This is a genomic window from Streptomyces sp. NPDC052042 (assembly GCF_044548345.1).
Lineage (GTDB): Bacteria > Actinomycetota > Actinomycetes > Streptomycetales > Streptomycetaceae > Streptomyces.
Genome location: NZ_JBIUBU010000014.1, coordinates 11,538 through 24,964, shown reverse-complemented (window position 1 = coordinate 24,964; position 13,427 = coordinate 11,538). Strand labels below are relative to the sequence as shown.

8 protein-coding genes are annotated in these 13,427 nt (G+C 73.4%); 6 read left to right on the top strand and 2 right to left on the bottom strand.

Annotated features, from left to right (window positions below):
• Positions 1 to 85: 85 nt before the first annotated feature.
• Entirely contained in the window at positions 86 to 892 is an 807-nt protein-coding gene (locus tag ACIHCL_RS22500; RefSeq protein WP_399864247.1) for a GntR family transcriptional regulator, read from the top strand.
• Positions 893 to 1,079: 187 nt separating this feature from the next.
• Here the strand turns inward: ACIHCL_RS22500 and ACIHCL_RS22495 are convergent, their stop codons facing one another.
• On the bottom strand, positions 1,080 to 1,865 hold the full coding sequence (locus ACIHCL_RS22495) for a hypothetical protein (protein WP_399864246.1): 786 nt from the start codon (positions 1,863 to 1,865) through the stop codon (positions 1,080 to 1,082).
• 161 nt (positions 1,866 to 2,026) lie between these two features.
• Positions 2,027 to 3,730, bottom strand: coding sequence for a PucR family transcriptional regulator (locus tag ACIHCL_RS22490; protein WP_399864245.1), 1,704 nt, complete (start codon positions 3,728 to 3,730; stop codon positions 2,027 to 2,029).
• A gap of 305 nt (positions 3,731 to 4,035) precedes the next feature.
• Here ACIHCL_RS22490 and ACIHCL_RS22485 point away from each other — a divergent pair, with 305 nt between their 5' ends.
• The 5 genes from ACIHCL_RS22485 (at position 4,036) to ACIHCL_RS22465 (ending at position 13,179) form a co-directional block, all read left to right on the top strand.
• On the top strand, positions 4,036 to 4,926 hold the full coding sequence (locus ACIHCL_RS22485; RefSeq protein ID WP_399864244.1) for an FAD binding domain-containing protein: 891 nt from the start codon (positions 4,036 to 4,038) through the stop codon (positions 4,924 to 4,926).
• A 2-nt stretch (positions 4,927 to 4,928) separates the two neighbouring features.
• Entirely contained in the window at positions 4,929 to 5,501 is a 573-nt protein-coding gene (locus ACIHCL_RS22480; protein WP_399864243.1) for a (2Fe-2S)-binding protein, read from the top strand.
• A gap of 2 nt (positions 5,502 to 5,503) precedes the next feature.
• Positions 5,504 to 7,888: a xanthine dehydrogenase family protein molybdopterin-binding subunit gene (locus tag ACIHCL_RS22475; protein WP_399864242.1), complete on the top strand. Its 2,385-nt coding sequence runs from the start codon at positions 5,504 to 5,506 to the stop codon at positions 7,886 to 7,888.
• 223 nt (positions 7,889 to 8,111) lie between these two features.
• Positions 8,112 to 9,263 (top strand): XdhC family protein, encoded by a 1,152-nt coding sequence (locus ACIHCL_RS22470; protein WP_399864241.1) that lies wholly within the window; start codon positions 8,112 to 8,114, stop codon positions 9,261 to 9,263.
• A gap of 139 nt (positions 9,264 to 9,402) precedes the next feature.
• Complete coding sequence (locus ACIHCL_RS22465; RefSeq protein WP_399864240.1) at positions 9,403 to 13,179, top strand: S8 family serine peptidase; 3,777 nt, start codon at positions 9,403 to 9,405, stop codon at positions 13,177 to 13,179.
• Positions 13,180 to 13,427: the final 248 nt, after the last annotated feature.

The following is a 13,427-nucleotide window of genomic DNA, read 5'->3' as shown; positions in this document are numbered from 1 at the left end:
GTGAACTGCGGCCCGCTCCGCCTATCGTGCAACCGGGGGGCATGGCGCACGCGAGCCGCGCCCACGGCAGACCGGGGAGGTCCGAGTGGAGCAGGGCAGAACGCGTGGGCAGACGCGACCACCGACCGTGCCCGCCTCCGTGCGGGTACCCGGACAGGCGCGGGGCGAGCAGCCGCGCCCCGAACGCGTGCCGGACCAGGTCCGGGGCGAGCACACCCATACCGAGCCGGCCCACGCCCAGCCACCCGCACCCCCGCCCCCGCGCCCCGCGGTGCGGCGCCACTCGGTGCGCGGCCAGGTCCTGGACGCCCTGCGGGCCGCCCTGGCCGACGGCCGGCTGGTGCCCGGGGAGGTGTACTCCGCCCCGGCCCTCGGCGCGCGCTTCGGGGTGTCCGCGACCCCGGTGCGCGAGGCGATGCACCGGCTGGCCGTCGAAGGCGCCGTCGAGGTCGTGCCGAACCGCGGCTTCCGGGTGTCCCTGCGGGATCCGCGCGAACTCGCCCAGCTCGCCGAGGTACGGGTCCTGATCGAGGTCCCCGTCATGCTGCGGCTCGCCCGGACGGTCCCGCCCGCCCGCTGGCGCGCCCTGCGCCCGCTCGCCGAGGCCACCGCGACCGCGGCCGCGCTGGGGGACCGTGCGGGCTACGCCGAGGCCGACCGGGCGTTCCACGGCGCCGTGCTCTCGCTCTGCGGCAACGAAGAACTGGTGAGGGTCGCGGACGACCTGCACCGCCGCGCCCAGTGGCCGCGCGCGGCCACGTCCGCGGGCGGCCGTGCCGCCCTCCTGGCCGACGCCTCCGAGCACGCGGCGCTGCTCGACGCGCTCATCGCCCAGGACCTCGCCGCCGTGCAGTCCCTGGCGCGCGAGCACTTCACCGGCGCCGCGGGCTGAACCGGTGCGGTCCCGTCCGCCCCGCCCCGCCCGGGGCGGGTTTCGTCACGCACCTGAGCGCGCGGTCCTTCGTGAGGCGGGGACGACGGGAGCGGCGGGGACGCGGACCACAGGGCCCTGCGCCCGCACGGCCGGATCCGGACCGGAGGGGCTCCGGCGCCGTCGCCGCGGGCGCCGGGCCCGCGGCTCAGTTCGCCTCGGCGGTCTTCGGCGACGGCGGGTCAAGGTACGGGGCCAGCCACGTCGGTACGCCCCCGAGCAGCCGGAAGAGCCGGCCCGCCTCGGCCCGCAGCCGGATCGCCGTCTCGGGCTCCGGTTCGGCGTCCGCGAGGGCGATGAGAGCCGGGGCCGTACCGATCAGATAGCCCAGCTCTTCCCTCAGCCGCAGGCACTCGGCGAAGCCGTGCCGTGCCTGAGCCCGTTCGCCCTCCCGCAGATCGAGCAGCGCGAGATGGCGCCAGGTGGAGGAGAGGAGTAACGCGTCGCCCTGGGCGGCGGCGCCGGCGTGGGCCCTGCGGTACGCGGCGCGCGCCGCCTGGGGGGAGTCGGCGATGTTCTGCGCGATCAGCCCGCGGCGGAAGTCCAGCAGCGGGCGGCCCGGGGCGGTCGGCGAGAGGAGCGCCGCGGCCCGGCTCAGGGCGACACTGGCCTCGTCCGCCCGGTCCCGTACCCCCAGGAGCGTCGAGGCGTATGCCAGGTGGCCGCGCTCGCAGGCGGCGGCGCCGCGCTCGGCGTCGTCGTGGGCCAGCGCCTCGGCCGTGCGCAGGGCGTCCTCGGCCTCGGTCCAGCCCTGCCCGGTGTACAGGCAGCGCTCGGTCAGCAGCGCGGTCCGCTGGAGCGCCGTGGCCGGGTCGGCGGCGGCGTCGTGTTCGAGCAGAGCGGCGGCGTCCGTCCAGCAGGCTCGGGACCGCAGGCGCCATACCGCGGTCCGGAGCGGCGGATCGTCATCTGCTGTGGTGCCGGAACCAGACATGGCGGAATGCGCCACATTGCCCTCCCCTAGCGCGCCGTCGAGCAGTTGAGTCTGGGCGGCATCTCAGCACGGATGGGCACGCCGGGCCAAGAGGGCGTCACGATGTCAGGTGAATTTTTTCACAAACGGCGGCATGAGGCCGGGGTCCGGCGGGACCGGCATCAGCTCATACGCAGGGCGAGGAAGAAATCGAGCTTGTCCTCCAGACGTGAGAGATCACGCCCCGTCAACTGCTCGATTCGGCCGACCCGGTAGCGCAGGGTGTTGACATGGAGGTGGAGCCGGGACGCGCAGCGGGTCCAGGAGCCGTCGCAGTCCAGGAACGCCTCCAGGGTCGGAATCAACTCCGCGCGGTGGCGCCGGTCGTAGTCGCGCAAGGGGTCGAGCAGCCGTGCGGTGAACGCGCGGCGCACGTCGTCCGGGACGAACGGCAGCAGCAGGACGTGCGAGGCCAGTTCGTGGTGCCCGGCGGCACAGACCCGGCCGGGGCGGGCCGCCGCCACCCGGCGCGCGTGCCGTGCCTCCTCCAGCGCGCCGCGCAGGCCCTCGGGCGAGTGCACGGCCGCGCTGACCCCCAGGGTGAGCCGGCCGTCGTCGGCCAGGCCCGCGGAGAGCGGTTCGCGGACGGCCGCGAGCAGGACGTCCGCGTGCAGCGAGGGGGCCTCGTCGGCGGGCTCCGGTCCGCCTCCGGCGGGCAGGGGCACGAGCGCCACCGCCTCCTCGCCCGTGTCGGCGACGGCTATCCGGTCGGCGGGGTCGGGCCCGGTGGCCCCAGGGTCCACCAGGATCTCCTCCAGCAGCGCCTGCGCGACCGAGCCGCCCGCGACGGCGGGGCCGCCGCCCTTCGGGGCCTCGCCCTCCGCGCCGTCCCACTCGACACAGGCCACCACGACCTGCCACCGCGGTGCCGCCCCCAGCCCCGGCAGCAGCACCGGGGCGGCGACCCGCAGCCGGGCGGCGATCTCGGCGGGCGGCGCCCCCGACTGGACCAGCTCCACGACTTCCTGGGCGAGCCTGCGGCGTACCGTACGGGCCGCGTCGCGCCGGTCCCGTTCGACCGCGATCAGCTGAGTGACGCCCTGGAGCAGGTCCAGCCGGGCCGCCGGCCAGTCGCTCGGGTCCGCCTCGACCGCGAGCAGCCAGTCCGACAGCGCCGACGCGCGCACGTCCCCGGGGGCCGGGTCCTCCCCCCGTACGGTGCCCCGGATCGGCAGCAGCGCGTAGGCGGTGTCGTCGACCACGGCCCGGTGCGGGGGCCGGTGCCCGGCGCGGGTGGCGGCCAGATGGCGGCCGGCGAGCGCCGCGCCGACCGGCGCCGGCAGCGGCGCGGCGCCGGCGCCCGCGATCCGCCGCCCGGTGGGGGAGAGCACCCAGGCCCGCAGGTCGAGATCGGAACCGAGCAGATCGAGCACCACGTCCGGGCCGCCACCGGCCGGCCCCGACGTCATCAGCCTGCGATGGCGGTCCACCACCGCGGCAAGATCGCCCGCGCGCTCGCCGGACACCTGGCGCACCACGTGCTCGGTGATCATCGCGAACGCGACCGTCTCGTGAACGGCGAAGAGCGGCATACGGTGCCGCGAGCAGGCCGCCACCAGATCGCCGGGCACGTTCCCCAGCTCCGCCTCACCCGCCGCGAGCCCGGCGACCCCGGACTCCGCCAGAATGCGCACGAACGGCTCCGAATCCGCCGCGTCGCGCCGCCAGGCCAGCCCGGTCAGGACCAGCTCGCCGCCCGAAAGATACCGGCTGGGATCGCGCAGGTCCGTGGTCATCACGCCGCGTACGGGCCGGTCCAGTTCGTCCTCGCCGCCGAGCAGTCGCAGGCCCAGCGCGTCGGTCTCCAGCAGTGCGCGCAGCCGCATCTCGTCGCCGCCGATCTCGTTCGTTGGTGCGGGTGGAAACCGGGTGATGCGGTGAGACCACCGATCCCCGCCATTCGTTCGAATCTACAAGACGACGAGAACGACCGGCCAATGCCTTCATGGTTTCGGTGACTGCACCGGGTGGAGCACCGCTTGTGTACTTGGTCCCATGCCGCGATAACGACACAGGGACGACCCGTCGAGGACCGCCGGCCGCCCACCGGCCCCGGACCCGGCTCCCGCCCGCGGCTGTCGGCCCTCGGCCCCGGTGAACGACGCCCCCGACCGAGGAGAGAGAGCCGCCCATGGACTTCCTTCGCCCCGCCGACTGGGAGGAGGCGCTCGCCGCCAAGGCCGCGCACCCCGCGGCCGTGCCCATCGCGGGCGGCACCGACGTGATGGTCGAGATCAACTTCGACCGCCGGCGGCCCGAGTACCTCATGGACCTGAACCGTGTCGGCGAGCTGTCCGAGTGGGAGGTGGGCGAGGAGAGCGTACGGCTCGGCGCCTGCGTGCCCTACAGCCGGATCATGGAGCACCTGCGCGCCGAACTGCCGGGCCTGGCGCTCGCCGCGCACACCGTCGCCTCCCCGCAGATCCGCAACCGCGGCGGCGTCGGCGGCAACCTGGGCACCGCCTCGCCCGCCGGGGACGCCCACCCGGCGCTGCTCGCCGCGGGCGCCGAGGTGGAGGCCGCGTCCGTGCGCGGGACCCGGATGATCCCGATCGACGCCTTCTACACCGGGGTCAAGCGCAACGCCCTCGCCCCCGACGAACTGATCCGGGCCGTGCACATCAGGAAGGCCGACGGGCCGCAGCAGTACTCCAAGGCCGGCACCCGCAACGCCATGGTCATCGCGGTCTGCGCCTTCGGACTGGCCCTGCACCCGGTCACCCGCACGGTCCGCACCGGCATCGGTTCGGCCGCGCCCACGCCCGTCCGGGCGAAGGAGGCCGAGGCCTTCCTGGAGGCCGCGCTCGACGAGGGCGGGTTCTGGGGCGCCGGCACGCCCCTGACCCCGTCCCTCGTCCGGCGGTTCGCCGACCTCGCCGCCGCGGCCTGCGACCCGATCGACGATGTGCGCGGTACCGCGCGCTACCGCAGACACGCGGTCGGGGTCATGGCCCGGCGCACCCTCGGCTGGACCTGGGAGTCGTACCGGAGCAACGGACGCAGCAGCGAAGGAGTCGCCTGATCATGCGTGTCGGTCTCACCGTCAACGGCCGCCGGTACGAGGTGGACGACGTCTGGGAGGGCGAGTCCCTCCTCCACGTCCTGCGCGAGCGGATGGGCCTGCCCGGCTCGAAGAACGCCTGCGAACAGGGCGAATGCGGATCGTGCACGGTCCGGCTGGACGGGGTTCCGGTCTGTTCCTGTCTGGTCGCGGCGGGCCAGGCCGAGGGCCGCGAGGTCATCACCGTGGAGGGCCTCGCCGCCTTCGCCGCCCGGCGCTCCCGCGCGTGTGCCGGGGACGACGGCACCGCGGGCGAACCGGCCCGGCGGCGGCCGGAGCCGGCCGGGCAGGAGCCCCGCGAAGGCGGCGGACTCGCGCCGATCCAGCGGGCCTTCATCGACGCCGGGGCCGTGCAGTGCGGCTTCTGCACCCCCGGGCTGCTGGTCGCCGCCGACGAACTGCTCGAACGCAACCCGCGACCGTGCGACGCGGACATCCGCGAGGCGCTGTCCGGAAACCTCTGCCGCTGCACCGGCTACGAGAAGATCCTCGACGCGGTCCGCCTCGCGGCCACGCGCGCGGAAGGGACGGACTGACCATGCACGTCACCGGCGGTCCCACCGGCATCGACCAGCACACCGGCGCCAACGGCGGCATCGGCGAGTCCACCCCGCGCCCCGACGGCGTCCTGAAGGTCACCGGCGAGTTCGCGTACTCCTCCGACCTGTGGCACGAGGACATGCTCTGGGGCCACACCCTGCGCTCCGAGACCGCACACGCCGAGATCGTCTCCATCGACATCTCGGAGGCGCTCGCCACACCCGGCGTCCACGCCGTACTCACCCACGACGACCTGCCCGCCCCCGTCAAGCACTACGGGCTGGAGATCCGCGACACCCCGGCCCTCGCCCACGGCAAGGTCCGCCACCACGGCGAACCCGTGGCGCTCGTCGCCGCCGACCACCCCGAGACCGCACGCCGCGCCGCCGCCAGGATCAGGATCGACTACCGCGAACTCCCCCTCGTCACCGACGAGGCGTCCGCACTGGCCCCCGGCGCCCCCCTCGTCCACGAGCACCGCACCGACCACCACGCCGGGCACGTACCGCACCCCAACATCGTCCACCGTCAGCCCATCGTCCGCGGCGACGCGGACGCGGCGGCGGCCCGCGCCGATGTCGTGGTCAGCGGCGAATACGTCTTCGGCATGCAGGACCAGGCGTTCCTCGGGCCCGAGTCCGGGCTGGCCGTGCCCGCCGAGGACGGAGGCGTCGACCTCTACGTCGCCACCCAGTGGCTCCATGCCGACCTGCGCCAGATCGCCCCCGTCCTCGGCCTGCCCGAGGACAAGGTCCGCATGACGCTCGCCGGGGTCGGCGGCGCCTTCGGCGGGCGGGAGGACCTGTCGATGCAGATCCACGCCTGCCTCCTCGCCCTGCGCACCGGCCGGCCGGTCAAGATGGTCTACAACCGCTTCGAGTCCTTCTTCGGCCACGTCCACCGCCACCCGGCGAGACTCCGTTACGAGCACGGGGCCACCCGCGACGGCAGGCTGACCCATGTGAAGTGCCGCATCGTGCTGGACGGCGGGGCCTACGCCTCCTCCTCCCCGGCCGTCGTCGGCAACGCCGCCTCGCTCGGCATCGGCCCGTACGTCGTCGACGACGTCGACGTCGAGGCGATCGCGCTCTACACCAACAACCCGCCCTGCGGGGCCATGCGCGGCTTCGGGGCCGTACAGGCGTGCTTCGCCTACGAGGCCCAGATGGACAAGCTGGCCGCCGAACTCGGCATGGATCCCGTCGAGTTCCGGCAGATCAACGCCATGGAACAGGGCAGCGTCCTGCCGACCGGGCAGGTCGTCGACTCGCCCGCCCCGGTCGCCGAACTGCTGCGCCGGGTCAAGGCCAGGCCGCTGCCGCCCGAACGGCAGTGGGAGACGGCCGGCGAGCCCCCCGATGTGCGGGCCCTGCCCGGCGGACTGTCCAACACCACCCACGGCGAAGCCGTCGTGCGCGGCATCGGCTACGCGGTCGGCATCAAGAACGTCGGCTTCTCCGAGGGCTTCGACGACTACTCCACCGCCCGGGTGCGCATGGAGGTCGTCGGCGGCGAACCCGTCGCGACCGTGCACACCGCCATGGCGGAGGTCGGCCAGGGCGGCGTCACCGTGCACGCCCAGATCGCCCGCACCGAACTCGGCGTCGGCCGCGTCACCATCCAGCCCGCCGACACCCGGGTCGGCTCGGCCGGTTCCACGTCCGCGTCCCGGCAGACGTACGTCACCGGGGGCGCCGTGAAGCACGCGTGCGAGGCCGTCCGCGAAAGGGTCCTTGAGCTGGGCCGCCGCAGGTTCGGGCCGTACCACCCCGCCTGGACCACCGCCGGACTGCGCCTGGAGGGCGGCAGCGTCGTCACCGACGGCGGCGAGGTGCTGGCCGGCCTGGCGGACGTGCTGGAGGACGAGGCGGTCGAGGCCGAGCTGGAATGGCGCCACCGTCCCACCGAGGCGTTCGATGTGCGCACCGGACAGGGCAACGGCCACGTCCAGTACTCCTTCGCCGCCCACCGCGCGGTCGTCGAGGTCGACACCGAACTCGGGCTGGTCAAGGTCGTCGAACTGGCCTGCGCCCAGGATGTCGGCAAGGCGCTCAACCCGCTGTCCGTCGAGGGGCAGATCCAGGGCGGCAGCGCCCAGGGCCTGGGCATCGCGGTCATGGAGGAGATCGTCGTCGACCCCGGGACCGCGAAGGTGCGCAACCCGTCCTTCACGGACTATCTGATCCCCACCATCCTCGACACCCCGGCCATCCCGGTCGACGTGCTCGAACTCGCCGACGACCACGCCCCGTACGGGCTGCGCGGCATCGGCGAGGCCCCCACCCTGTCGTCGACCCCGGCCGTCCTCGCGGCGATCCGCGACGCGACCGGGCTGGCGCTCGACCGGACCCCGGTGCGTCCGGAGCACCTCACCGGGATGTGAGCCCCCGTTCCCCCGTTCCCCCGTTTCCGGGTGGAACGGGGGAGCGGAGCGCCGGAACGGGGTACGGACCGGAGTGTTCGTCCCGTACGTCGCGCCCGGCCCGGAGGAGAGTCGTTCCGGCGCCGGCCGGCCGTACGCCACCACCGGTCCGCCGCGGCGCCGACGCGGGCGTCGGCCCAACTCCCGCGGCTCCTCCGCCCACCCGCAGCCAAGGAGAATCGCCATGCTGGACATCGCCGAAGAGCTGAGCCGGTGGGCCGGGCAGGGACGCGACTTCGCCGTCGCCACCGTCGTCGCGGTCGACGGCAGCGCGCCCCGGCAACCGGGCGCCGCGCTCGCGGTCGACCGCGACGGCACGGTGATCGGGTCGGTCTCCGGCGGGTGCGTGGAGGGCGCGGTGTACGAACTGTGCGAGCGGGCACTGGACGGCGGCCCGGCCGTCCGCGAACGCTTCGGCTACGGCGACGACGACGCCTTCGCGGTGGGTCTGACCTGCGGCGGCGCCATCGACGTGCTGGTGGCACCGGTCCGGGCCGGCGATCCCGCGCGGGCGGTCCTGGCCACCGCGCTCGCGGCCGCCGCGCGCGGGGAGGCGGCTGCCGTGGCCCGGGTCGCCGACGGACCCGCGGAACTCCTCGGCCACCCCCTGCTGGTGCGCCCCGACGGTTCGTACGAGGGCGGACTCGGCGGGCATCCGGAGCTGGACCGCACGGCGGCGGCCGAGTCCCGGGCGATGCTGGACGCCGGCCGTACCGGCACCCTCACCATCGGTGCCGAGGGGGCGCGCTGCGGGCGGCCGCTCACCCTGTTCGTCGAATCGAGCGTCCCGCCGCCCCGCATGATCGTCTTCGGCGCCGTCGACTTCGCCGCGGCGCTGGTACGGGCCGGCAAGTTCCTCGGATACCACGTCACCGTCTGCGACGCCCGCCCCGTGTTCACCACACGGGCCCGGTTCCCGGAGGCCGACGAACTGGTCGTCGACTGGCCGCACCGCTACCTCGCGACGACCGATGTCGACGCGCGCACTGCCCTGTGCGTCCTCACCCACGACCCGAAGTTCGACGTCCCGCTGCTCGAACGGGCGCTGCGGCTGCCGGTGGCGTACGTCGGGGCGATGGGCTCGCGCCGTACCCACCTGGAGCGCAACGAGCGGCTGCGCGAAGTCGGTGTCACGGACGAGGAACTGGCCGGGCTGCACTCGCCGATCGGTCTCGACCTGGGCGCCCGCAGCCCTGAGGAGACCGCGCTGTCGATCGCCGCCGAGATCGTGGCCGCGCTGCGCGGCGGCAGCGGCGTCCCGCTCAAGGGCGCGCACATTCCGATCCACCACGAGGCGGGCCCACCGCCGACAAGGGTGGTCACGTCCATGGCCTGAACCATTCTCCGTATGCCGGAGACAGGTGTCCGTATGGCGGACGGTTCGGGGGGATCGCGCGGGCGGAATGCCGCCACGGCGTATTTACGACAGGACCGAGGCGTTCCGGATCCGCGCTGTCGGCTATTGGATCTGCTGCATGACCAACACACCCTCATGTGACGCCGGTTCCTCCGGTCGCACCCGCGGGACGAGACCCGCCCGCGCGGGCCGCAGAGCCCTGCTGATAGCCACGTCGGTGGCCCTGGTGAGCGGCGCGCTGATCCCCGTCGCGGGCGCCGCCACCGCTGCCGCCCCCGACGGCCCGGCCCCCACCGCCCGTCAGGCCGCCGCGCCCGCCAAGGAGTACGACATCACGCTGCTCACGGGCGACGTCGTGCACTACACGGACGGGCCGGGCGACCAGGACACCGTCACCGTGGAGCGCCCCGACGGCGCGTTCGGAGGGGTGCAGGTCCAACAGACCGGGGACGAACTCCACGTCCTGCCCGACGAGGCGCTGCCCCTGCTCGCGGCCGGGAAGCTGGACGCCCGGCTGTTCAACGTCACAGCCCTCGTCCGGATGGGGTACGACGACAAGCGGTCGGGCGGCATCCCCCTGATCGCCACCTACCCGGCCGGCAAGGGCCGCTCGCTGCCCGCCGCCCCGCGCGGAGCGAAGAAGACCCGCACCCTGGAGAGCATCCACGGCGCCGCGCTGAAGGCCGACAAGGACACCGCCCGCACGTTCTGGAACGCCATCTCCGGTGCGCCCAAGGCCCGTTCGCTCGACAAGGGCATCGGCAAGCTCTGGCTCGACGGCCGGGTGGAGGCCGCGCTCAAGGACTCCGTACCGCAGGTCGGCGCCCCGCGGGCCTGGACGGAGGGGTATGACGGCAAGGGCACCAAGGTGGCCGTCCTGGACACCGGCATCGACGCCGACCACCCCGACGTCAAGGACCGCGTCCTCGACGCGAAGAGCTTCGTCCCCGGGGAGGAGGTCGACGACAAGCACGGCCACGGCACGCACGTCGCCTCGACCATCGCGGGTTCCGGGGCCGCCTCGCAGGGCGCCGAAAAGGGCGTCGCCCCGGGCGCGGACCTGATCATCGGCAAGGTGCTCGGCGATGGGGGGACCGGTGACGACTCCGGCATCATCGCGGCCATGGAGTGGGCGAAGGCCGAAGGCGCCGACGTCGTCTCCATGAGCCTCGGCTCCAGCGTCCCGGACGACGGCACGGACCCGATGTCCCAGGCCGTCGACGCCCTGTCCGCCGACGGCGGTCCGCTGTTCGTGATCGCGGCGGGCAACGCCTACGGGGCGGGCACGATCGGTTCGCCCGGTTCGGCCCAGAAGGCGCTCACCGTCGCCGCCGTCGACAAGAAGGACAACCGCGCGGACTTCTCCTCGATGGGCCCGCTGGTCCGGTCGCACGGCCTCAAGCCCGACCTGTCCGCCCCGGGTGTGAGCATCAACGCCGCCGCCTCCCAGTCCGTCCCGGGCATCGACGGGATGTACCGGTCGATGTCCGGCACCTCGATGGCGACCCCGCACGTCGCCGGTGCCGCTGCCATCCTGAAGCAGCGTCACCCCGACTGGTCCGGTCAGCGGATCAAGGACGCGCTGATGAGCTCGTCCAAGGAACTGCCCTACACCCCGTACCAGCAGGGCACCGGCCGGCTCGACGTGAAGGCGGCCCTCGACACCACGATCGAGGCCACCGGCTCCGTCCCGGTCGCCTCCTACGACTGGCCGCACTCCCCGTCCGACCCGGTCGCGAAGCGGACCATCACCTACCGCAACACCGGCACCGAGGACGTCACGCTCGACCTGTCCACCGGCACGGACGGCGACGCCTACACCCTGTCGGCGAAGCGGCTGACGGTCCCCGCCGGCTCCAGCGCCGAGACCGTGCTCTCGCTGGACCCGTCGAAGGTCGCCAACAACACCCAGTTCTCCGGCCAGGTCGTCGCCCGGGACGCTTCGGGCACCGTCGTGGCCCACACCGGCTTCGCCCTGAACAAGGAGCGGGAGCTCTACGATCTGACGCTCCGGCTGCGGGACCGCTCCGGCGAGCCGATGGACGGGATCGTGGTGATCGGCGCGCTGGGCGACCCGCAGTTGCAGCCGGTCCGGGTCTCCGGTGAGACCACCCTGAGGCTCCCGCCGGGCGACTACACCGCATGGACGTTCGCCGATGTCGCGGGAGACCGCGCCGACTCCAAGGCCCTCGCCTTCCTCGCGGCCCCCGAGATCGCCCTCGACAAGCCGTCCACCGTCACCCTCGACGCGTCCGAGGCACGCAAGGTCGACGTGCGCACGCCGAAGCAGACCGAGACCCGGCAGATGCGCCTGGACATGGCACGTACCGCGCCCAACGGCACCGTGCAGCGCGACGCGTACCAGATCCCGCTGATGTACGACCAGCTGTGGGCGAGCCCCACCGAGAAGGTCACCCGGGGCGGATTCTCCTTCCTGACCCGCTGGCGGCAGGGCGAGGAACTGATCGACCTGGCGGCCGACGGCGGTGATGTGCCGGTCACCGTGCAGCCCGGCTCTCCCGTCGCCGAGAGCGGCACGAAGAAGCTGAACGGCGTCTTCGCGGGCTACGGCGCCGCGGCCGACTACCAGGGCCTGGACGCCGAGGGCAAGGCCGTGGTGATCCGCCGCAGCGACGCGGTCACCCCCGCCGACCGGGTCGCCAACGCGGTGGCGGCCGGAGCCGAGGCCCTCTTCGTGGTCCACGACGGCGACGGACGGCTGCTGGAGAGCTACGCCCCGTACGGGAAGGAGGCCGCCATCCCGGTGGCCTCGGTGCAGCGCCTCGCCGGTGAGCGGTTGATCGAAACGGCCCGGCGCGGCAAGAAGCTGACGGTGGCCCAGCGCCGCTTCGCCCGCTACGTGTACGACCTGGTCGACCGCCACGACGGCGCGATCCCGGACCGTTCACTGGAGTTCGCCCCCTCGGCGCGCGACCTGGCGAAGGTCGAGAACACCTTCTACGGCCACCGCGATGTGCTCGGCGCCGGATTCCGCTACGACATCCCGGATTACGGACCCGGTATCGGCTTCGAGGAGTACGAGAAGTTCCCCGCCGCCCGCGAGGAGTGGGTCACCCCGCTCCCGGGCGCCTCGTACTGGTACGAGAAGCACTCGGTCCTCTCCGCCGACAGCTCGGAAGCCTCGCTGGAGATGCGCGGCGGAAAGATGGACTACACGGCCGGCCGCACCTACCCCGCCGAGTGGTTCGCGCCGATCGTCCGCCCGCGGCTGGGCACCGGATTCTGGGGGCCGCACCGTTCCATCTACAACGACATCCAGTTCAACCTGACCCCGTGGACGGACTCGGGCGCCGGGCACTCGGGCTCCATGTCGATGGACGAGTACGACACCACCAGCACCGCCTTCTACCAGGGCGACACCCTGATCAAGAAGGTCCAGGGCCGGGCCGGCTTCGCCTGGGACGTCTCGCCCGAGAAGCTCCCGTACCGCATCGTCCTCGACTCCACCCGTGACGCGGACACCTGGAAGACCTCCGTCCGCACCCGCACCGAGTGGAACTTCGTCTCGGGCGAGCTGAACCAGAACGGCCCCTTCCAGGTCGACATCCCGCTGCTCCAGCTGGACTACGCCATCGACACCGACCTCGCCGGTGCGGTGAAGGCCGGCCAGTGGGCCGAGATCAAGCTCTCCTCCGGCACGCAGGAGTGGCTGGCCGGTGCCGTGAAGGCGACGAAGGCATCGCTGTCGGTCAGCTACGACGACGGGAAGACCTGGACCGCGGTGGAGCTGCGCGAGGACGGGGACGGCTCCTGGACCGCCCGGTTCAAGACCCCGAAGCAGGCCGGAGCGTTCGTCTCGCTCAAGGCGCACGCCGAAGCGCCCGACGGGCTCGGCGTCGACCAGGAGATCATTCGGGCATTCGGCCTGAAGTGACCTGCTGAGGCCCGCTCTTGAGGCCCGCTTCTGAGGCTGCCCTGCACCCCGTGCCCGGGGTGCAGGGCAGTCTCTTGTGCTCCCTCGACGGCCAAAATTTGTCTGCTTTGCCCGTATATGGTGGGCGATAAGGAGAGAAAGGGACTTATCGAGGTGTGGATCGAGTTGCCACGGTGACCTCTGGGGGCCTATAAGAAGAGCGTGGTGGAAGTGATTCCGGGAATTCCGGGGGTTGTCCGCCGCGGAGG